Origin of the sequence: Lactobacillus gallinarum DSM 10532 = JCM 2011, assembly GCF_001434975.1 — a bacterium.
GTDB lineage: Bacteria > Bacillota > Bacilli > Lactobacillales > Lactobacillaceae > Lactobacillus > Lactobacillus gallinarum.
Map to the genome: position 1 here is coordinate 8,239 of NZ_AZEL01000056.1, position 22,610 is coordinate 30,848.

A 22,610-nucleotide genomic window follows, 5' to 3' on the forward strand; every position below is an offset into this window, starting at 1 on the left:
TGTATTATGATTAATATCTTTTTTAGTTCGTAAAATTGTAAATCTCACGAACTAAAACCTTTTTCCAAATCGATTGTCAGGTAAATCTATAAAGTATTTATGCCCACCTAGATCATTTTCGACCCTATCATGAATTTCTATTAAAATATAATATGTTATCACGTACATGATGCCAATAATTGCAAAATATATAAAACAAGCTATTATACTAAAACACAATAAAAGTAGATATATACTGGATGAAACTGTAGTACCTATTACAACCAAAATATAAAATTTCTTCCAACTATCAAATGCAATATGCAATATTACTTGAAAGTTTTCAATTAAACGACTTACGAAGTAAATTTCACTAATAAAGCAGAGCCCAACACAAAAACTAATAAAATCTTGTCTCTTTAACAATATTAAAATAATTGTATTAAGTACAGCTACCACTATACTTACTATCATAACTAAACGATTAATACCCATTCTTTTATTTGCTATCAGCCTTTGAGAATCAAATGATATTCTTTCAATCAACCAATTATACTCATCAATTATGTAATAAAAATTTGCTATAAATCCCAAATTAATTATAAATGCTAATAATCCATGCATAATCAGCGAAAAGACCAAATACAACATACCCAACATTCCTATCCAAGGAAGAATGGCAGAAATTCGTCTTGATCGAATAAATTTTTTAGTTTTATTCACCCAGTTCACCTCCTTATATAAAAATGGACATAATTAAATTAAAATTATGTCCATTTCTATTATTAATTTTGCACATTATGTTGACCACAATCACCACCAGGAAGTGTATGAATGAAACGATTTACTCTATAAGTTGCAGCAGAAGCCTTTGTCTGAGTCCCAGCAAAAAGACCTGCACCAACAGATGCCAACACGAGTAAAGACAAAAACACTTTTTTCATAAGATTACCTCCTGGAATTTTTATTAAAATTATTATAATTCTTTTTTAATAAAAATCAACACCAAATTAATATTTTTATTATTTTTAGTCAAATTTCCTCGTAATCCTTTGCCAAAGTGATGCATTCAATCTTATCAACTTTATTTTGCAACTCCGAGCTCTTCTCAGCACTAGTTAACAACCTTTGTTGACATTGGTTATAAGCCCACCAAGAAAATTTAAGGCAAAGAACTGCATCAACAGCTAAAACAAATGGGTTACGAACTTTGGACACCATATCCTAAAAATATGACAGGAGCTAAAAAGCACAATGATCATCAATTGATGGCTATTCGCAGAACAATTGAAAGCGACTTTTCGCTTCTGACCTATTACAATGCCGAGAACAATCGAGCACGTAGTCTGATAGGCTTTCAAAGCCGGTTGGAAATTGCAATTTTAGCTTATAATTTGGCTTATTGTCTAGAACGATTTAACTAGCACCACGCGTATACATAGCTATATTTTCTAAAAAATTTCTTCATCTTTATTATCTAAATTGAAGAAAATTACATTAGGTGCTGGTATAGTCTTTCCAGTTCGCTTATCATACTTGCCACCAAAGTATTCATAACGAAATTTTCCTTTACCAAATGGATCTTCACGGCATAAAAACACAACATAAGCTGCCTTGAATTCTTCTTCAGGGCAATCCAATCTACCGAAGATAATTTCTTCCTGATAGCCATTAGCCACTTCAAGAATGTTTTCACCTGCTCGTTGTGAACCTACTTGGATGATCAAACCATACTTGCTGCGTTTTGCATCCCGTGCGATTACATGAACCACTGCTCGTTCTCCCAAAGCATTTCTGTTCACGTCATCAAGCGATTGCACTTCTTTGATATCAAGCTCTGGAAACAATCGCTGCACCGCAGAAAGTAATTTATCATTATACTTCTTCAAAATTCCAGCGGTTAAATGGTCCACCATCTCTGCCGACAGTTCGTTGTTTAACATATCAAAACCTCATTCCAAAAAAAGTAGTAGAGTTTTTACTCTCTACTATTTATTACGCAAAAAAGGTGCGAAATTTTTTCGGAATTTGTTTTTTTAGTCTTCTTTTCTAAAAAATGGACTCAATACTGAAACTAGCAATCCATAAATAAAGTACCAACGATAAATATTAGCTAAATCTTGATTTTGCACCCAGAGAATTAGAGCAATTACTGTTAAAACTGCTCCCAAGAAAATAGTTGAGCCTAAATTTTTATCTGTAAAGAAACTAGCTCCAGCACCTAATGAAATTAATGCAATCAAACTGTAGATTACGACAATAACTGGACCCTTAGTTTGAACATCTACGTCAAGTAAAGTGGCATCAGTGAATAATTGCCAAACAAGAAAACCCGCTAGGGCAATACCAGCAAGCAATACGATTAATCTAACAACAAATGAACCAAATTTTTTCATAAATATGTCCCCTCTAACATGTTCCCATTGTACCAAAAAAGCGCTTGGAATTTCTCCAAACGCTTCTTTATTAGGTATTTTATTAATTAGTCTAAACCACACTTCTTGAAGATTTCGTCCACATGACGCAAGTGATAGTGATAATCAAAGGCATCATCAACGTCTTCTTTAGAAAGGTAGTTCATAATTTCGCTATTTTCTACTAGAGGTTTAAACTGTTTTTGCTCGTTCCATGACTTAGCAGTCAACTTTTGAACCATATCATAGGCCTTTTCACGAGAAAGTCCTGCTTCGTCAATCAACTTAAGAAGCACACGTTGTGAGTAAATTAAACCGTAGGTACGATCCATGTTCTTGAGCATAGTTTCTGGGAAGACATCCAAGTTGCTCAAAATACGGTTGAAGCGGTGCAACATGTAGTCGATACCGATTGTGGTATCAGGCAAAATTACACGTTCAGCACTTGAGTGAGAAATATCACGTTCGTGCCAAAGGGCAACATCTTCATAAGCTGTAACGACATGACCACGCAATACCCGGGCCATACCACAAAGGTTTTCTGAGCCAATAGGGTTACGCTTGTGTGGCATTGCAGAAGAACCCTTTTGACCTGCACGGAAGTGTTCTTCAACTTCATGAATTTCACTTCTTTGAAGTCCACGAATTTCAGTAGCCCAGTTTTCAATACTGGTTGCAATCAAAGCAAGCATTGCGATGTATTCTGCGTGCAAATCACGTGGCAATACTTGGCTGGTGATTGGTTGTTGCGTTAAACCGAGTTGCTTCATAACACTGGTTTCGATCTCAGGTGGAACGTTAGCAAAAGTACCAACAGCACCAGAAATTTTACCTGATTCTACCCCTTTGGCTGCGTGTTCGAAACGTTCAATATCACGGTTGATTTCGGCATACCAGCGAGCGAGCTTCAAACCAAAAGTAGTAGGTTCAGCTTGCACACCGTGAGTACGACCCATTTCAACAGTGTACTTATATTTTCTAGCTTTTTCTGCAATTGTTTCTTTTAATTCATGCAAATCTTTACGAATGATTTCATCGGCTTGCTTAAGTAAAAGTCCCTGAGCAGTATCAACAACGTCAGTAGAAGTAAGACCAAAGTGAACCCACTTCTTTTCAGGTCCAAGGCTTTCAGAAACTGTACGAGTAAAGGCAACAACGTCGTGGTGCGTTACTTGCTCAAGTTCTGCCACACGTTCTGCAGTAAATGATGCATTCTTAGCAATCTTTTCTGCATCTTCTTTTGGCACTTCGCCTTGTTCAGCCCATGCTCTAGTAGCAGCAATTTCTACTTTAAGCCAAGCTGCGTATCTATTTTCATCAGTCCAAATTTTGCTCATTTCGGGACGAGTATAACGATTAATCATAAATTACATTTCCCACGGATTCTTCAATACGATAGTTTGTTCACGGTCAGGACCAACTGAAACAGTAACAAGTGGTACACCGACCAATTCTGAAACACGATTCAAGAACTTCTTAGCATTTTCTGGAAGAGCATCCCATGTCTTAACTTGAGTAATATCTTCATCCCATGCTGGAAGTTCTTCATAAACAGGTTTACAACGGTAAAGTTCCTTCAAACTTGCTGGGTAGTAATCAATCTTCTTACCATCAAGTTCGTAAGCAGTAGCAATCTTAATCTTGTCAAAGCCTGAGAAGACATCAAGCAAGTTCAAGCTTAAGCCGTTAATGCCTGACACACGCTTAGCGTGACGAAGGGCAACGGAGTCGAACCAACCAACACGACGTGGACGACCGGTAACAGTACCGTATTCATGAGCAGTGTCACGAATTCTGTCACCAACTTCATCAAGAAGTTCAGTTGGGAATGGACCTTCACCAACACGAGTGGTGTAAGCCTTGCAGACACCGATTACAGTGTTCAAACGGTTAGCACCCATACCAATACCTGAGCAGATACCGCCTGAGATAGTGTTTGATGAAGTTACGTATGGGTAAGTACCTTCGTCAATATCAAGCATAGTACCTTGTGCACCTTCAAAGAGGACCTTTTCGCCGTTATCAAGTGCATCGTTAACCAAAACTGAAGTATCAGTAACGTACTTCTTCATCTTTTGGCCGTATTCATAGTACTTGTCAAAAATGTCTTCAAACTTAAGAGCTGGCTTACCATAAACCTTAGTAAATAATTCGTTCTTAAGTTTCAAGTTAAGGCGTAATTTTTCTTCAAAAGTATCTTTTTCAAGTAAATCACAAACGCGAATACCGATTCTTGAAGCCTTGTCCATGTAAGTTGGTCCAATACCATTCTTAGTAGTACCAATCTTGTTAGCACCCTTAGCTTCTTCTTGGTATTCATCTTGCTTAATGTCGTAAGGCATGATGATGTTAGCACGGTTAGAAATTCTTAACTTGCTGGTGTCGATTCCGTTCTTTTCCAAGTTATCAAGTTCACCAAACATAACTTCTGGGTTGATAACTACACCGTTACCAATTACTGCACCCTTAGATGCGGCAAAAATACCGGAAGGAATCAAACGCATCTTGAACTCTTTGCCATCAATATCAATTGTGTGGCCTGCGTTGTTACCACCATTTGAGCGAACTGCCATTGCGGCTTCTTTACTCAAAAAGTCAGTAATCTTTCCTTTCCCTTCATCGCCCCATTGACTACCTACGACTGCAACTGCTGTCATTTGAAATTCACCTCATAAAAAATTTCTATAAATATTACGTAAGCTAGTCTAGCAATTTGTAAATTATTAGTCAATGCAAAATCCGAATTATTTTATTTTTATTTTCTTTCATAGTTCGATTTCTATATTGACAAATTAAATTTTATCCCATATAGTAGTTTTCGTTTGGTAAAGCACTACATAAGGAGCAAATCAAATTGAGTAATTATTTTAGTATGGAAGCCTTTGATTATGATGATATCCAACTTATTCCTAATAAAGGAATCATCAAAAGCCGTTGTGACGCGGATACTAGCGTAAAGTTCGGAAGCCGAACATTTAAAATACCGGTTGTCCCAGCTAATATGGAAAGCGTCATTAATGATGACTTGGCCGTTTGGTTAGCAGAAAACGGTTATTACTATGTAATGCACCGTTTTGAACCAGAGAAGAGAATTCCTTTTATCAAGATGATGCACGAAAAGGGCCTCTTTGCTTCTATTTCAGTCGGTATTAAAGATAGTGAATATGATTTTATCGACGAATTGGTTAAGCAAAACCTTAAGCCTGAATACATCACAATCGATGTAGCCCATGGTCATTCAGTTTATGTAATTAAGATGATCAAGTACATTAAGGAAAAATTGCCTGATTCATTTTTGACTGCTGGTAACATTGCTACACCAGAAGCCGTACGTGAACTTGAAAATGCCGGCGCTGATGCCACTAAAGTTGGTGTTGGTCCTGGTCGTGCCTGCATCACCAAACTCAAGACGGGCTTTGGTACAGGTGGATGGCAACTGGCCGCACTTCGTATGTGTAGTAAGGTGGCTTCAAAACCATTAATCGCAGACGGTGGTATTCGTCATAACGGTGATATTGCGAAGTCCGTTCGCTTTGGAGCAACTATGGTGATGATCGGTTCACTTTTTGCTGGTCACGAAGAATCTCCCGGCAATGTTATCAAAATTAATGGCAAAACTTATAAGCAATATTGGGGCTCAGCCTCTGCAGTACAAAAAGGTGCCTACAAGAATGTAGAGGGTAAACAAATGCTTGTGCCCTATCGCGGATCAATTAAAGATACTTTGCGTGAAATGAAAGAAGATCTACAATCATCAATTTCATATGCGGGCGGACGCAATTTGAACTCCATCAAACTCGTTGATTACGTCATCGTCAAAGACAATATCTTCGATGGGGATAGATAATTAGACATTTTTAGTACAAAATATTTGCATTTTGATTATTTTTTGTTAATTATTTTGTAATAAGATAGTTTTATTATCATTTTTTCGATAGAATAGTATAGGTCTAGTTACTGGAGGGTAGACAGTAACTAGGCTTTTTTTCTTGCAAAAAAATATTGGACATCGTTTATATTTATGTTATACTAATTGAGTTGATAGACGCGCCCTTAGCGCAACTGGATAGAGTGTCTGACTACGAATCAGAAGGTTGAAGGTTCAAATCCTTCAGGGCGCACTTAAAAACGGGAAATGGCTCAGTTTGGTAGAGCACCTGGTTTGGGACCAGGGGGTCGCAGGTTCGAATCCTGTTTTCCCGATAATATCTACTTTTTGAGATGAATCTTTGATTCATCTCTTTTTTTGTACAAAAAAGAAGTATTTCCTAAGAAATACTTCTTCACTAAATACTATTTGCATTCGCTTTTCTGAAAATGACCCGCATATCAGCACCAATATAATCAAGCAATGGCAAATCATAGTCTTTTACTTGTGCCAGCACATTAACCTTTTCATTTCGCGGCAAATCACACTTAGTTACTTCAATTTCACCCTTATATCGCTGATATAAATCATTATCAACTGTTACGCTGCCTTTAGGCCGAGCATAAATATTGTCTTGTGGCTCTGTCGACAATAATTGCTTTTCTCTACTTTCCTTTAGCCGTACTACATCTCTTGCCACATCAGGACGATTATGCCAGTCATCTTCAAATAATTCTGGAATTTCAGTATCCAAATGCAATGTAATAGCTTTTTCTTTTTGGTAATTGGTAATCGATTCAATTGTATCCTTAGTCAATTGCGGATCACCTACAAAAATATCATCACAATCTAGTTTTTGTAATTCTAAAATTGCTGCAAGTGGATTTTCATTTCTTTGTTTTTCAAGTGTAGGCAAGCCCGCAAAGATCGGTCCACGCAACTTACCATTTCCCGAAATAAAGGCTGACGTTTTCAAATTATATTTATGGAGCCATTTATTCTTTTCTTGCATCCAATGTGCATCAAGTCCCGTTTCAGGACGCGGATAAAAATTATGCCCCGCTGTCAAATTATCAAAGTTAGCATTGCTATATTTCAAATTATCAATATCATCTTGCGTAATCGTGCTGGCATTCAGAACGATGGGCATTTCCTTAGATAATTTGGCAATGGTTTCCATACTAAAGCCATCATCCATCCGCAAGCCTGTTAAATTTAAGCTTTTAATTTGATCTATGCCATTAATACTTAGCTTATGCAAAACTTCTTCTGATACATCTGCCACAATTTTTAAGTCTAATTTTTGGCACCAATTAACTAAATTAGCTAGCCGCTTTAATACAATATCATTTTCTGTATCAGGAACTTCCAGTTGGGTGAATACGCACATAAAACCACTATTGCGCATCATCAATAAATAATTATAATTCTCGGCTGTTAAATCATGTCCGAGATAAACAGAAAAACCTAACATTTTAATCCTCTAAAGTAATATTATTTTCTTTTATGTCTATAAGTAAACCGCTTTCTAAATTATCATATCACATTTTTGGCTTGCTTTTTTTAGGGAAATACTGTTAAATATATATCAAATAAATTAAAAAGCTATGATAAAGACGAGTAAATAATCTATTTCTCTCCAGTGAATTAGTGTTAGTGCGAAACTAATAGACCCTGGATTATTGAAAAACACTTTTAGCAGCTCACCGAAATAACAATTCTTAAAGTAGGTTGAGACGTCTCCGGCACGTTACCACACCGGTGGAGCATGATGGTGCTTCATTAAGAGGTCTATATAATTAGACAATGTGGGTGGTACCGCGGAAAAAAGCCTTTCGTCCCTAGATTACAGGGAGCGAAGGGCTTTTTCTTTACTCTCAAATATTTTCGAGAAAGAGGATTTATTATGACACTTATTTTACCTAAAGATTACCGTCCAACATTGACAGTTCGTGATACTGAAGCAGCAATTGTTTTCATCCGTGAAACTTTCCAAGATAAGCTCGCTTCTATTCTCGGCGTACAAAGAATGTCTGCCCCAATGTTTGTTGAACAAAAGACTGGTTTAAACGACAACTTAAACGGGGTTGAACGTCCTGTTGCTTTTGATATGAAGTCAATGCCTAAGGACGACACCATTGAAGTAGTCCACTCTCTTGCTAAGTGGAAGCGACTCGCCCTTAAGAAGTATGGTTTTGGGATGCACGAAGGTCTTTACACTAACATGAACGCCATTCGCCGCGATGAAGATTTAGACAACTTCCACTCCATTTACGTTGACCAATGGGACTGGGAAAAAGTTATCCGCAAGGAAGAACGTAACACCGATACTTTGGAAATCACTGTTAACAAAATTTTTAGAGCTATTAAGGAAACTGAAAAATTAGTATCTGCGCGCTACCCTGGTTCTACTTATCGCTTGGCTGATCACGTTTCATTCATTACTACCCAAGAGCTTGAAGACCGCTGGCCTGAGCTTTCACCAGATGAACGTGAAAACATGATTGCCAAGGAAGAAAAGGCCGTCTTTATCATGAAGATTGGTGACAAGTTGAAGCGTAGCGGTAAGCCTCATGATGGTCGTGCACCTGACTACGATGACTGGCAATTAAACGGTGATTTGATTTTCTGGTATGAACCTCTTCAAAGTAAGATTGAAATTTCATCAATGGGTATCCGCGTCAGCGAAGAAAGCTTGAAGGAACAACTGAAGAAGGCACATTGTGAAGAACGTGCTAAGTTGCCATTCCACCAAATGCTTTTGCAAGGCGCATTGCCATACTCAATCGGTGGTGGTATCGGTCAATCACGTCTATGCATGCTTTTACTTGGTAAGGCTCATATCGGTGAAGTTCAAGCAAGTATTTGGCCAGAAGACATGGTTAAAAAGTGTGAAGAAGATCATATTGAATTATTGTAAAATTTTTCTACTACACAAAAGGGATGCAATTATCTTGCATCCCTTTTACATTACTATTTACTATTAATTCTTCCGTTCACTTCTTGAAATCCATGCCATGATTAAAGGCAAAATCACGAAACCGAAGATCATCATCGCAATGGCATACCAGTTAACGCCAACGATTTGACCAGCGCTATTAGCAACACCGAACTGTGCCTTCCAGTTATATTCGATCAGCAAGAAGATCACAATCACAATTGATAAAATTGGTACAACTACATCAGTTAAAACATTCTTATCAGCGTTAAGAACACCTTCCTTAGCCTTGCCGCGATAGAACTGAATAACGGCAATTGGTACAACGATGAAGCCTAAGAATCTAACCATCGCACTCAATGTAATCAAGTTAACCATGTTATATTCAAACGCCATTGGAATTAAAACAGCTAATGCGACTGAGATAAAGAATGTTCTAATTGGAAAATTATTCTTAGTTCTCTTAGTCAAAGCCTTAGACATTTGGCCTTCACGTGCCATTGCTTCCAAAATACGCGGTGCGTTAAAACTAGACGCAACGTTGATCCCAAACATAGAAACCAGCGCACCAACTAAGATGACATCCCGTAAAATCTCATTATTAAAGATCGCAGCTACAGCTACTACTTGCTTAGTAGTCATCAAAGCCTTAGGATTCATCACCATCGCTACCGCTACAACGCCGATATAAACTACTGCGATAATAAAGATTGCAAGTGGAATCGCACGTGGCAAATTCTTTTCCGGATTCTTCATATCTTCTGAACCAGAGGCAACTGATTCAAATCCAGTAAATGCATAAAACGCTGAAACGATGGCCATAACGAAGGTGGTAGTAGTCAAAGTAGGTACAATCTTTTGACCGTTTTGCGTAATTTGATCAACCTCAGACAAGTGACTTGATGCACCGGTCGTAATCAACAACACAACACCCGCTACAATAATTAAAATCAAAGCGGCCAACTTACCAATAGTGGCAAGGTTCATCACCCACTTTAAAACGCGTTGACCAAAGAGATTGATGATCGTAATGATCGCCATCAAAACTAAGAAACCAACCGTTACGCTGAGTGCCTTATTAGGATCGCCGCCAAAAATAGAAATAGTCGACTTAATAACCCCAACAGCCATTACACCCCAAGCAACACTAGCTGAAAAGTAACGCAATACACCCATATAAAAACCAATCTTATCGCCAAAAGCTGCCTTTGAATAAGCATAAGCGGCCCCTGACTTAGTAACGTACTTTGATGCAGCCGCAAATGAAATGGCTAAAATTGCCGCAAAAATCGCAGCAATAAAGTAAACAACTAAAGCTTTTGAGCCTGCTTGTTGTACCACACTACCAGGTGTCAAAAAGATACCTGAACCAATAATGGCATTAATAGCTAGCAGGACTATCGACCAAAAGCCTAGCTTATCTCCCGTTTTCTCGTTCAATATTTTTCTCCCCTATTTTGCATTATCAATTACGAATTTGAATAAGTTATTCATAAATGCGACATCTGGATTACGATGTAACATTTCGGGGTGCCATTGAACTGCAATGACGTTACCCGCTTTATTTTCCAAACCTTCAACCACACCATCTGGAGCCTTTGCAGAAGCAATCAAATCTGGTGCAACATCCTTAATTAATTGGTGGTGGAATGAATTAACTTTAAACTCTGTCTTCCCTAAAATTTGAGCTAGCTTGCTGTCAGCCTTAGCCTTCATCCCATGAGTTGGCAAATCTGGTGTATGACCTTGCATATGCTTTAAAGTCAATTCCTTACGGTAAGACAAATCTTGATATAATGTTCCGCCATGGGCAACATTAATAATTTGAGCGCCACGACAAATACCAAGCACCGGAATTCCATTTTCTTCTGCTAACTTGAGCAGACGCATATCAAAATGATCACGTGCAGGCCAAGTAGCACCTATTTTTTGCAGAGGTTCTTCCCCATATTGATGTGGATCAACATCATGACCACCTGAAAGAATCAAACCCTGCACATTATCGAGCTGTGCTTTAACTACTTCATCATTTTCAGTAAATGGAATAATGTAAGGCACACCACCATTTTGAACTACAGAATCTACGTAATCCTCATTTACATAGCTGCGGTGATAACCGGGGAAAATCCCTCCATCATCAATAATTACTGAACCTGAAATACCAATAATTGGTCTTGTCATTTATGCTCCTCCTCACTTACTTTTAGTATGTAATATTATATAAAAAATCTATTACATATACAAGTAGTGGATTTTATTATTTTTTAATTTTTATTCTAAGCCTTGTTCAAAACGATATTGTTGTAAAACATATTCTTTAAAATAAGGCAGAGTAAATGCGACCTCACCATAATTAGTTGACTTAATGATCTGATCATCCAGCAATCGTCTGCGGTAATTAGCCACAAAATTGCTTGGACGTCCTAATTTTTCTCGAATTTCTTTGATCAAGACGCGATTGTTTTTGCTTTGAGCCATTGCTAAGACAAATTTTTTATCTTGTTTGGATAGACTACTAAAAATTTTAGTATAAGCATTTTGATCTAGTTCAATTAAATATTCAATTTTAACCTGATCAAGTAATGCTTGATTAATTATCTTACTCTCCTTAGCTGCATTCCAAACTAAATATCCTAGCAATTGAAATGCATATGAATAGCCCATAGTCATCACAACCATCTTATTCAAAGTATCTGCATTAACTTTATATCCAGACTGATTAAACACTTTACTATAGCTCAATTCGATTTGTGATAGATTTAATGATGACAACGGTATTCTTTTTCCGCGTAATAAGAACGTCATTACGTCTTCATTTTGTAATTCAGAGATATTCTCTGGCAAGCCTGTCATCATCAGTGCAACTGGATAATCTTCCCTGTTTAAAATCTGATAATATGCCGCAAAGTTCTTTAATTCAGAATTCGATTTAACTTCATCTAAGGTGATTAAAACCTTAATCCCCTTTTTTCTCAACTTAGCAAACATATTTGTTAAGATTCCTTGATAAGTGGAAAGTGTAGGTTTGCTTATATCTGCACTCAATTGCAATCCAAATGCAGAGAAACTAAGACCACGAATCGATTCAAATGTTTTTTGCAAATCTGAGTTAGCTTTCATATAAAGATTATCTACTAAGGTAGCCATCAAGTTTGATCCCATTGCCAAATCAACAACCAGCCAATTTGGCTCTTGTTCTACCTTTCTGCCAACTTCAGTTAAAAAAGTGGTTTTTCCCACTCCACGCATCCCGTAAACAATAGAAACTTTATAGGGACTATTAGGATTATCAAGCTCTTCTACCACTTCATCTATTAGTTGACCACGATTTAAAAAAATTGTTGGTATTCTACCAAAACTAGGATTAAATGGATTATTCATTTGCTCACCTACCTACTACAATACGCTTACTTTATTCTATCATTTTTTGTGTATCTTTATGTATCTTTGTGTATCTTAAATTGCTTTTATGTATCTTTGTGTATCTTAAAATATAAAAAAAGCAGTGAAACGATGTGCTTTACTGCTTCAATTTTAATTTTTCTTACCATACTTTATCACGTATGCTAGTGCAGCTACGATTAATACTACTGCACCAACTGCTACTGAAATACGAGTCTCAGGATTAATAAACATGAAAACTACGATCAGTACCAACATGAATAAAGCAAAATAATTTGAATATGGATAAAGTGGTAACTTAAAGGGATGCTTCTTCATTAGCTCCTTATTTTTTCGTCTAAAGCGTAATTCCGCTAACAAAATTACAAACCAGGCTACCATTCCCGGTAAAACTGATGAACTATAAACTACTACGAAGACATTTTCTAATGACTTACTAAAGAATTGCAACAAAACATTCATCATAAAGCCAATGAAAATACCTGAAGTAATACCAATAATTGCATGACTAGGAACAATATGCTTTGAGACATAACCAAAGGTCTTAGGCGCATATTCTTCATGTGCCATCTTATAAAGCATTCTACTTGAAGAATAAATACCTGAGTTAGCCCCAGACAAAGCAGCTGTTAAAACTACAAAGTTAATAACAGAAGCCGCAGCGGTAATCCCAACTTTAGCAAAAGTAGTTACAAATGGAGAACCAATATTACCCAATTCATCCCATGGATAAATCGTTACAATTACGAAGATCGCACCCACGTAGAAGATTAAGATTCGCCATAAAACCGACTTAACACTCTTAACAATTGCTTCCTGTGGGTTAGCAACCTCACCAGCTGAAATACCAATCAATTCGATTCCTTGATATGACCCCACAATGATTGCCATTGAGAACAAGAATCCTTTTATTCCGCCAGTGAAGAAGCCGCCATGACTCCATAAATTAGAAAATCCTACCGGGTGACCGCCATTACCAAAGCCAAATAAAATGACCATGAAGCCAAGAATAATCATTAAAATAATGGTTACAACCTTAATCATTGCGAACCAAAATTCTAGGGTGGCATAAGCCTTGGCACTAACCAGATTGGCTAACAATAAAAAGGCAATGATGATTAAACCAGCTACCCAATCAGAAGTACCTTTCCACCAAAAGCGCAAGTATTCAGTCGTGGCAACCACTTCAGAAATACCTACAACCACATACTGGAAGACATTAGCCCATTCAGCTAAATATCCCGCGATCGGATGAACATGTTCGGCAGCGTAATCCGCAAACGATCCAGTACCCGGATCCACGTAGAGCATTTCGCCCAATGCTCGCATAACAATATATAAAATTAGTCCTACAAACATATAGGCTAATAAAACTGAGGGCCCTGTCCATTTAATAGTTGAAGCGGAACCCATAAAAAGTCCAACCCCAATTGCTCCCCCAAGCGAAATCATTTCCATTTGACCAGCCGTCATTGACCGCTTTAATTCAGGTGCTTTTTTCGCCATATTCAACTCCCCTTTTTAGCATCTGCAAATATTACCTAGGAAATATTTATTATTTATTCTTTGAGATAAAGCTATAGCTAATTGCTAAGATCAATACAAACAAAATTGAAATGATCAAAGCTAATTGTGTCGTAGGAATAAAGAACAACAAAACTAAAATGGCAAAGTAAAATACAATTGTTAACCAGCTAGTTAAAGGATAACCTGGCATTCTAAATTTGCCCAAGTTGTCTTTATTCTTTTTACGATAAACAATGTGTGCAAACATAATCATAATCCAAACGATTACAAAACAGATTGTTGACACTGTTGAAACCACATCAAAAATTTGAGCTGGTATGATGTAATTCAAGATTACTACAACAAACAAAATAAGTGATGATGTAGTTAAAGCATTCATCGGAATAGCTTTTTTATTAAGTTTGCCTAATCTTTCTGGTGCGTGGCCGTTGCGTGCTAATGAATACATTGAACGGCTAGTAGAAAAGATCGCACTATTAGTCGCAGACATTGCGGCTGTTAAAACAACAAAGTTAAGTACACCAGCTGCAGCCGTTACACCGATACCGCTAAATACTTGAACGAATGGACTAGACGCTGTTGTAATTTCATTCCATGGGTAAACTGACATGATGGCGATCATTGAGCCCACATAGAAAAGTCCAATTCTAACTGGCAAAGTATTGATTGCCTTGGGAATATCTTCTTGCGGATTTGCCGTTTCACTAACAGTTTGTCCAACAATTTCTACCCCAACGAAGGCAAACACTACCATCTGAAATGAAAGTAAAAAGCCCCATGGTCCAGTAGGGAAAAAGCCCCCATGATTTACCAAGTTGACTAATGATACTGTTCCACCTTTAACATGTGTCTGCAACACTATCATTATGACACCTGTGACAATTAAAGCAATAATAGCAATTACCTTAATCATAGAGAACCAACTTTCAAGTTCTCCAAATAACCCTACATTTACCATGTTAATTAACATTAATAAGACAACGATTACCAATGGTCCAACCCATTGTGGTAACCATGGGAACCAATAACGCAAATAAATTCCCGTAGCTGTTAAGTCCGCCATTGCTAAGGTAAGCCAACAAGCCCAATAAACCCATCCTGCAACAAATTCAGCTCGCTTACCTAAATATTTTTTAATTGATTCCAAAAATGAGTGGCTTTCAGGGTCAGCTAAAATCAATTCTCCTAAAGCTCTCATCATAAAAAACGTAATAATACCTACAATTAAATAGGACAAAATAATTGAAGGGCCGGCGCTACGAATGGCTGAACCGGAACCCAAGAAAAGACCTGTACCGATTGCACCACCTATTGCAATCATTGTTACGTGACGACTTTTCAATCCCCGCTTTAATTTCGGTTTTTCATTCACAGTTATCCCTACCTTCCTTATGAATAAAGAAATAGAGCGTCTATTTCTATACAATGAAACAGACGCTCCATTAAAATTATCTTTGTTTTGAATTATATAGCCTACTTATTTTTTGTGCAATTGTTTTTTGCTTTTAATGCGATTATTAAGATAAGCAGTAAAGATTACAATCGCCAACATAATGATCACAAAAATTATTACAGATACTGTAGGCATCCCGAACAAAGGTAAACATGCAATTATTTCAATTACAAATAAAGTGGTAGTAATCCAAGTCACTTTACCACGATAAAAATTCAACCAATTAATAATGGCATAGATGATATCTAAAATAGCCAACAACATGATGCCGTAAACAAATAGATATTGACCCCACTGCGGCAATGACCAAATCATGGCACCGGAAACTTCCAGCATGATAATAAGCATGAATGCTACAATCCCTACTTCAAAGCTAAGGATGATTTTCATGAAAACAAATAATAAATCCCAGTTATCATGATGGATATTCAAATTAAAGTAAATTAACCCTAATACGCCTGGTGACACTAATAGAACCATCATCCACGAAAAAAGAATTCCACTTCCTTGAAATACTCCTAATGGTATCCCAGCAATAGATTGGGCGATAGTCAATACCAGCGTAATCACCAAAGGGGCAATCATCACAATTTGAATCCATGATTTCCTATCTTCAAACCAAAAACTGATCGCCGCAACGAAATATAAAACGCCATAAATTGAGGACAATACCACAGAACGTCCTGGCATTTGTAAAACAAAAGCCATGATTCCCCCAGCTAATGCTAACAGCGTTAAAACGACTTTAACAATTAAATCGAATGTTCTTCTACTCATATTCCTATCCCTTACTCGAATCGTATTACTTTTCATTATACAAAAAGATAGAAATTAAACAAAAAAGGATATTTCCTCGGAAATATCCTCATTGTTAATAAACTTTAAATTGATTCAATGGCCAATATCTCAACTTCACTACGCCCACAATATTTTTGCGTTTAATCGTACCAATGTAACGACTATCTTTTGACACGCTGCGGTGGTCACCCATTACAAAGTAAGTACCCTTAGGGATTCGATTTGTTTTATTAATATAATTCAATTGGGACTTAGTGTAGAACTGTTGATATTGACGTGATCTAGCAAGAGATTTCATAGTGAAGTTTTGGGTAGCTGAGTAAAAAGTATCAGTACCATTATCAATCATATCTTTTCCCTTAGTTAACCAAGGTTGAGCAAGCTTTTTGCCATTAATATAGATCTGATTATCCTTGCTGACAATCTTTTCGCCAGGCAAACCGATCACACGCTTAATGTATAAAGCCCCCGGTTCATCCGGAGCCTTCACGATTACTACTTCCCCACGCTTAATTTGTGCATGACGAACGGAGATTAAACGATCACCGTTTTGAAAAGTAGGCTGCATTGATGGACCTGAAACTGTATCATTACTCAATACGAAGCGAAAGAGTAAGAAAAAGACTCCCATCAAGACTGCCCAAATAATTAAAATATCAAGGAAGAACTTCCCCCATGATTCATTATTTTCTTTTTTATTTGCTTTATCCGCCATTAATAAACCTCATTCATAATAATGCTTTTTTAAACATTTTATATTATACATCATGCACAAAAAAAGGATATTCCCTCGGGAATATCCTTTTAATTTAACTAACTAATCTTAGTCTTCCTTTTTGTCTTCAGCCTTAGCTTCGTCTTCCTTAACCTTTTCTTCTACCTTTGGAGAAATGTCGAAGATTGCTTTGCCGTTCAAGTACAAGTGCTTGTCATCAGCGGTGAATTCAATCTTCTTAGTGTCAGGTTCTCTTAAGATCAACTTAGCAGCTGGAGTTTCAAGGTTTTGTTCAACAACTCTTCTAAGTGGACGAGCACCGAACTTCTTGTCGTAACCCTTTTCTGCCAAGAATGCCTTAGCTTTGTCTGAAACTTCAACAGTTACACCCTTCTTAGCAAGTACGTGGGACATCTTCTTCAAGTAAATGTTGATAATCTTGCCCATGTCTTGTTCAGTAAGTGAGTTGAATGGAACGATTGCGTCCAAACGGTTCAAGAATTCAGGTCTGAAGTAGTTTTCAAGAGCTGAGATTAACTTGTCTTGATCAACCTTACCGTCTTCAAGCAATTTGTCTGAGAAACCTGCGTTTGAAGTCATAATCAAGATAGTATCCTTGAATGAAACAGTTCTACCTTGAGCGTCAGTCAAACGACCGTCATCCATAATTTGGAGAAGTGCGTTGAAGACTTGTGGGTTAGCCTTTTCAATTTCATCGAACAAAATCAATGAGTATGGTTGGTGACGAACTTTTTCAGTTAATTGACCACCTTCACCGTAGCCAACGTAACCAGGAGCTGAACCGATTAACTTGTTAACAGCCATTTCGTCTTGGTATTCACTCATGTCCAAACGGATCAAGTGATCTTTGTTACCAAATAATTGGATAGCTAATTGCTTAGCAAGTTCAGTCTTACCAACACCAGTAGGACCAGTAAGTAAGAATGAACCAGTAGGACGATCGCTGTCTTTAAAGATTTGCTTACGAGCAATAGCGTCAGTAATTACATCAATTGCTCTGTCTTGGTCAATAACGTTTTGCTTTAACTTCTTAGCAAGGTCTAAGTTCTTTTGAGCTTCGTCAGCGTGGAGTTCGCTCATAGGAATCTTAGTCTTTTGCTCAATAATTTCGTAGATGTCTTTCTCAGTTACTTCTGGAGTATTCTTAGTGTCTACGTTCTTAAGTTGCTTTTCAAGGTCAGCAATCTTGTTCTTAATTTCTGAAGCCTTGTCGTAGTCTTCAGCCTTAGCAGCTTCTGACTTCTTAGCTTCAAGAGCATTGATTTGATTCTTCAAGCTCTTTTCATCAGTTGGTTGTACAAGCAAAGCCTTCTTAGCACCAGCTTCATCCATCAAGTCAATGGCCTTGTCTGGTAAGTAACGACCTTGAATGTATCTTTCTGATAATTCAACAGCTAGTTTAAGACTGTCATCACTGTATTTTACGTGGTGGTAATCTTCGTACTTCTTCTTTAAGCCTTCCAAAATCTTGATAGCTACATCTGTAGTTGGTTCAGGAACTTGTACAGCTTGGAATCTACGTGATAATGCTGGGTCTTTTTCAATTCTTTGGAATTCGCTTGTAGTAGTAGCACCGATTAACTTCAAGTCACCGCTTGCAAGAGCTGGCTTCAAGATGTTAGCAGCGTCACCGTTGTTGTTTTCTGAATCAGTTGAACCAGCACCTACAATGTTGTGTAATTCGTCGATGAATAAAACAATGTTAGGATCGCTCTTAGCCTTGTCGATAACCTTCTTTAATCTTTCTTCAAAGCTACCACGAAGACTTGAACCAGCAACCATGTCATTGATGTTTACTGAAATAATATGCATGTTAGCCATCTTAGCTGGCACATTGCCTGAAGCAATTCTTTCAGCTAAACCTTCTACAATAGAAGTCTTACCAACACCAGCAGGTCCGATTAATACAGGATTATTCTTCTTACGTCTTGATAAAATTTCAATAACGTTATCAATTTGTTCGTCACGACCAATAACCGGGTCAAAATTATTCTTCTTTGCTTCTTCAACTAAATCTACGCCAATTGGTTTTTCATTTGGTTGTTGTGGGGTTTGTTGAATGGTTTGAGGAGCTGAACTCATATTGCTTGAGTAATTAATAGGAATTGAACCTGAATTACCGTTGCCACTTCTTCTGCCAAAGTCGTCATTAAAGAATGAGCTGTTCAATTCGTTAAATAAGTTGTCAAAATCATTGTCAAAGTATGCCATATCTGCAAACACTCCCATCATAAACTTGATTTTTAGCACTCAAAGCATTTAAGTGCTAATTCATTACATTTATAAGTATAGCAGGTTATCCACAGATTGCAAGCATAGATTTAAAAGTTTTCCACATTTTTCTTTTAATTTGTGATGTTAATCTAAAAAAGTAATAAAATCGTTGATATATAAGCGTTTATATTACTTCACAATATATAAAGATTTTATTAAGAAGGATGAAATTATACGCTTTAAGGATTATTGGGTGTAAAAGTTTTCCACAGGATGAATATTAATCCTGCTCATTTTGTCCATTTTTATCGTTATCTGACTTTTTTCCTTGTCGCGATATTACTTGATTATTCTTATTCTTAATTGGTTCTAATAAATATTGTTGAATAACCTGGACTACTTGTTGATTTTGAGGCAAATCAGAGTGATCAGCCTTATCACCAGTGATTGTCATCGCAGTATAACTCTTTACTTGCTTTTGAAAAATATACTTTCCTGCTGCAACACTAGCTTCTGGGACGATCCCATCTGACTCATAATTTTTGCCTCCAGATACAGAATACACCACTAAGTTCTTAGGGAGTCTATTTTTGCACTTAATAAAATCTTCCAACATTTGCGTTTTATGGTTGATATTCTTTTCGCTAAAATTATACGGCGTTCCTACTGTCATTAAACGCTTCATGGTAATTTCATCCGAATAAGTTGAATAATAATGTTCTAGCCAGTATGTCCAAATTAGACCACCATTAGAATGACCAAAGGCCTTAAAATTATTAAATTTATAATCCTGTGAAATAGCTTCAAAGGCTTCATCTAACCATCCTGCTTGTTTTTTGATATTGCTATAACCGTCCTTATTGTTTTTAAAGCCAATAATAATAAATGGTTCATTATCATTTTTATTAATTGAGCCCGAATACGACAGATTACCATTAGTTGAAACGTTGATTTTCAACACGCTATGTTTAGTTGGAGTGTTTTGATTTAATAATTTAACCAACTCATTAAAACGTTCAGTACTCGCACTGGATCCAGGCACCATGATTACCGGTGACAAGGCAGATTTCATTCTTTGTGCACGAGCTTGGTTATCTCTTTCCATCCATTTATAACCAGGAATAGCGAAAACCATAACTACTAATAAAACAAGGGCAATCCATTTTAAATTAGGATTTTTAAGCAGTTTGTTGGCCTTTTTCATATTCATAAGCTTTAAGTTTCCTTTCTATCCTCTGTCCCAATAACGAAATAGGTATTAACATCAAAATATCTAAAATAAATAAACAAATAGAAAAGACTAAATTACTCCAGTTGCCGTTAGAACCGAAAAACGAAATAAGAATTCCTGGGGTCCCTTTTAATACTGGATAAACACATGGTGTAATAATATGAAGAAAAATTGCTAATGAAGCAATCATGATATTAATTACAGGGATCAATACCATAGGTAAAAAGAGCACGGGGTTTAAAATAATTGGCAACCCTATCATGAACCCCCACGTAGAGTTAAATGCTGCAGGCAATAAATTAGCCTTGGCAATATTCTCTGTCTCTTTATTTTGATGTGACAATAAAATGATTACTATTAATGCTAAAACAACGCTAGCACCGCCCATTGCACCGTAAGGATAAACAAGCGAACTACCTAAAAACTTATAAGGAACATTCCATGAACCGCCATGTTTTAATGCATAATTGAGGTTAACAGTAGCTGCCCCGCTTGTAAGTGCTGCAGCCGTAGATAAAGAAGCTAAAGGATAGCCAATCCCAATCCAACTAAGCAGCATAACGACAAACGCCAATGCAATAATTTCAAATATATTGTTGGAATTTTGGATTTGAATAACCAATTCTTTAAAAGTACTGGAGCTCAATATCTTGATTTGCAATTCATAAATAATAATCCCCAAAATCATCCCCGCAATAATAGATACAGATGCAGGCAAAAGCGCATTCCAGGCCCGAGTTCTAACTCGATGAACATGTTCAAATTCTACAGGCTGGTGATTTTTACCTAACCAATGGAAAATTTCACCAACTGCATATCCCACTAGTAACGCAAGTAACAAAGCATTAATTTGCAATACACTAGATGAAAACATTGACTTATTACTAAGCTTATTTCCCACATTACTTGCATACGCACAAAACATAATTATCATTACTGCAGTCATACCGGCTAACGTAGAATCTTTATGATATAAACGTGCTGTATAACGTGCCGCAAAATATGCCGCATATAAACCAAATAATCCAAAAGTTACCCGCACAAAGCCGTTACAAATAAAGGAACCGGCATACCATATTTTGTCGGACATAGTTAAATCAAAATTCAGGATATTATAAATAAAACTGTCTGGTGAAAAAACAGCATCACGTAGCAACTTAAAATAAGAACCAATAATTGCAATTGGCATCAGCATCCCCAAAGTTCGCTGAAAAATTCTAAATATTGGTAATCTTCTTATGATAAGAATAAAGTTGGTTATTCTCTCTCCCATAGCTTTTCCCTTTACCTATCTTCAATAAATATGATTGAATGAGTTTATATTAATCACATTATACAATGATGCTAGGAAGTTGATAATTATGGCCTATATAGAATTAAAAAATAATACTAAAATTTATCAATCTGGGGATACAACTATTTACGCCAATAAAGATATTACTTTTTCTATTAATAAGGGAGAATTAGTAGTTATCTTAGGCTCTTCAGGAGCCGGCAAATCCACACTGCTCAATATTCTAGGCGGAATGGAACCTAATACAAGCGGTGATGTGATCGTCGCAGGCAAAAACATTGCATCTTATAACGCCAAACAATTAACAACTTACCGCAGAAATTATGTGGGATTTGTCTTTCAATTCTATAATTTAATCCCCAATCTAACTGCAAAAGAAAACGTAGAACTGGCTGCGCAAATCGTGCCTGATGCAATGAATCCAGATGAGGCTTTAAGAGAAGTAGACTTATCTGATAGAGAGCAAAATTTTCCCGCTCAATTATCTGGTGGTGAACAACAACGTGTCGCTATTGCTCGTGCTATTGCGAAAAAGCCAGAGCTATTATTGTGTGATGAGCCAACAGGAGCACTCGATTACAAAACCGGTAAACAGATTTTAAAAATCCTACAAGATATGAGCCGAAAAAATGGCTCCACTGTGCTCATCGTTACCCATAACGCCGCTATTGCACCAATTGCGGATAAAGTAATTCGTATTCGTGACGGCAAACTAATGATCAGCCTGCGGATATCAGCAGCATTGAATGGTAGGTG

Annotated in this window: 19 protein-coding genes, 2 tRNA genes, 2 pseudogenes and 1 other annotated feature; of the genes and pseudogenes, 6 read left to right on the forward strand and 17 right to left on the reverse strand. The window is 36.9% G+C overall.

What is annotated here, in order from left to right; all coding sequences use genetic code 11:
- Positions 1–51 precede the first annotated feature (51 nt).
- Together FC37_RS07705 and FC37_RS10500 are read right to left on the reverse strand one after the other, a co-directional pair.
- Positions 52–702, reverse strand: coding sequence for a hypothetical protein (locus FC37_RS07705; protein WP_025005961.1), 651 nt, complete (start codon positions 700–702; stop codon positions 52–54).
- Between the two features lie 62 nt (positions 703–764).
- Positions 765–923, reverse strand: a complete 159-nt coding sequence (locus tag FC37_RS10500) for a hypothetical protein (RefSeq protein ID WP_164477384.1) — start codon at positions 921–923, stop codon at positions 765–767.
- 222 nt (positions 924–1,145) lie between these two features.
- Between FC37_RS10500 and FC37_RS07710 the strand changes: the two are divergent.
- Positions 1,146–1,403, forward strand: a pseudogene (locus FC37_RS07710) (transposase); the annotation flags it as partial.
- Between the two features lie 27 nt (positions 1,404–1,430).
- Here the strand turns inward: FC37_RS07710 and FC37_RS07715 are convergent.
- From FC37_RS07715 to FC37_RS07730, 4 genes are all read right to left on the reverse strand, one after another.
- Complete coding sequence (locus FC37_RS07715; protein WP_025005962.1) at positions 1,431–1,922, reverse strand: hypothetical protein; 492 nt, start codon at positions 1,920–1,922, stop codon at positions 1,431–1,433.
- Between the two features lie 93 nt (positions 1,923–2,015).
- Complete coding sequence (locus tag FC37_RS07720; protein ID WP_013438734.1) at positions 2,016–2,375, reverse strand: hypothetical protein; 360 nt, start codon at positions 2,373–2,375, stop codon at positions 2,016–2,018.
- Positions 2,376–2,461: 86 nt separating this feature from the next.
- Positions 2,462–3,757: an adenylosuccinate lyase gene (gene purB, locus FC37_RS07725; RefSeq protein ID WP_025005963.1), complete on the reverse strand. Its 1,296-nt coding sequence runs from the start codon at positions 3,755–3,757 to the stop codon at positions 2,462–2,464.
- Positions 3,758–3,760: 3 nt separating this feature from the next.
- Positions 3,761–5,050, reverse strand: a complete 1,290-nt coding sequence (locus FC37_RS07730; RefSeq protein ID WP_013438736.1) for an adenylosuccinate synthase — start codon at positions 5,048–5,050, stop codon at positions 3,761–3,763.
- A 197-nt stretch (positions 5,051–5,247) separates the two neighbouring features.
- Here FC37_RS07730 and FC37_RS07735 point away from each other — a divergent pair, with 197 nt between their 5' ends.
- The 3 genes from FC37_RS07735 (at position 5,248) to FC37_RS07745 (ending at position 6,596) form a co-directional block, all read left to right on the forward strand.
- Positions 5,248–6,240, forward strand: coding sequence for a GMP reductase (locus FC37_RS07735; protein WP_025005964.1), 993 nt, complete (start codon positions 5,248–5,250; stop codon positions 6,238–6,240).
- 200 nt (positions 6,241–6,440) lie between these two features.
- Positions 6,441–6,514 (forward strand) — tRNA-Arg (locus FC37_RS07740).
- Positions 6,515–6,522: 8 nt separating this feature from the next.
- Positions 6,523–6,596, forward strand: a tRNA-Pro gene (locus tag FC37_RS07745).
- An 83-nt stretch (positions 6,597–6,679) separates the two neighbouring features.
- Here the strand turns inward: FC37_RS07745 and FC37_RS07750 are convergent.
- Positions 6,680–7,735 carry a DUF871 domain-containing protein gene (locus tag FC37_RS07750; protein ID WP_025005965.1) on the reverse strand — a complete coding sequence of 352 codons (1,056 nt, stop codon included), beginning with the start codon at positions 7,733–7,735 and terminating at the stop codon, positions 6,680–6,682.
- A gap of 124 nt (positions 7,736–7,859) precedes the next feature.
- Positions 7,860–8,107 (forward strand) — a binding site (T-box leader).
- A 60-nt stretch (positions 8,108–8,167) separates the two neighbouring features.
- Here FC37_RS07750 and asnA point away from each other — a divergent pair.
- The gene (gene asnA, locus FC37_RS07755) at positions 8,168–9,181 is read left to right on the forward strand and encodes an aspartate--ammonia ligase (protein WP_025005966.1); all 1,014 of its coding nucleotides are present in this window, start codon (positions 8,168–8,170) and stop codon (positions 9,179–9,181) included.
- A 63-nt stretch (positions 9,182–9,244) separates the two neighbouring features.
- Here the strand turns inward: asnA and FC37_RS07760 are convergent, their stop codons facing one another.
- From FC37_RS07760 to FC37_RS07805, 10 genes are all read right to left on the reverse strand, one after another.
- Entirely contained in the window at positions 9,245–10,639 is a 1,395-nt protein-coding gene (locus FC37_RS07760) for an APC family permease (RefSeq protein WP_025005967.1), read from the reverse strand.
- Positions 10,640–10,651: 12 nt separating this feature from the next.
- Positions 10,652–11,380, reverse strand: a complete 729-nt coding sequence (locus FC37_RS07765) for a gamma-glutamyl-gamma-aminobutyrate hydrolase family protein (protein WP_025005968.1) — start codon at positions 11,378–11,380, stop codon at positions 10,652–10,654.
- A 90-nt stretch (positions 11,381–11,470) separates the two neighbouring features.
- Entirely contained in the window at positions 11,471–12,580 is a 1,110-nt protein-coding gene (locus tag FC37_RS07770; protein ID WP_025005969.1) for an NB-ARC domain-containing protein, read from the reverse strand.
- 153 nt (positions 12,581–12,733) lie between these two features.
- On the reverse strand, positions 12,734–14,107 hold the full coding sequence (locus tag FC37_RS07775; protein WP_025005970.1) for an amino acid permease: 1,374 nt from the start codon (positions 14,105–14,107) through the stop codon (positions 12,734–12,736).
- 49 nt (positions 14,108–14,156) lie between these two features.
- Positions 14,157–15,500, reverse strand: coding sequence for an amino acid permease (locus FC37_RS07780; protein WP_025005971.1), 1,344 nt, complete (start codon positions 15,498–15,500; stop codon positions 14,157–14,159).
- A gap of 105 nt (positions 15,501–15,605) precedes the next feature.
- Positions 15,606–16,358: a hypothetical protein gene (locus FC37_RS07785; protein WP_025005972.1), complete on the reverse strand. Its 753-nt coding sequence runs from the start codon at positions 16,356–16,358 to the stop codon at positions 15,606–15,608.
- Between the two features lie 94 nt (positions 16,359–16,452).
- Positions 16,453–17,094, reverse strand: coding sequence for a signal peptidase I (lepB, locus tag FC37_RS07790; protein WP_025005973.1), 642 nt, complete (start codon positions 17,092–17,094; stop codon positions 16,453–16,455).
- A 108-nt stretch (positions 17,095–17,202) separates the two neighbouring features.
- Positions 17,203–19,326, reverse strand: coding sequence for an ATP-dependent Clp protease ATP-binding subunit (locus FC37_RS07795; RefSeq protein WP_056945590.1), 2,124 nt, complete (start codon positions 19,324–19,326; stop codon positions 17,203–17,205).
- Positions 19,327–19,609: 283 nt separating this feature from the next.
- On the reverse strand, positions 19,610–20,539 hold the full coding sequence (locus tag FC37_RS07800; RefSeq protein ID WP_025005974.1) for an alpha/beta hydrolase: 930 nt from the start codon (positions 20,537–20,539) through the stop codon (positions 19,610–19,612).
- Entirely contained in the window at positions 20,508–21,833 is a 1,326-nt protein-coding gene (locus FC37_RS07805) for a PTS transporter subunit EIIC (RefSeq protein WP_025005975.1), read from the reverse strand. Before FC37_RS07805 ends, FC37_RS07800 begins: the two co-directional genes overlap by 32 nt.
- Before the next feature lie 88 nt (positions 21,834–21,921).
- On the opposite strand from FC37_RS07805, the pseudogene FC37_RS07810 reads away from it, so the two are divergent.
- A pseudogene (locus FC37_RS07810) lies at positions 21,922–22,607 on the forward strand (ABC transporter ATP-binding protein).
- Positions 22,608–22,610 lie beyond the last annotated feature (3 nt).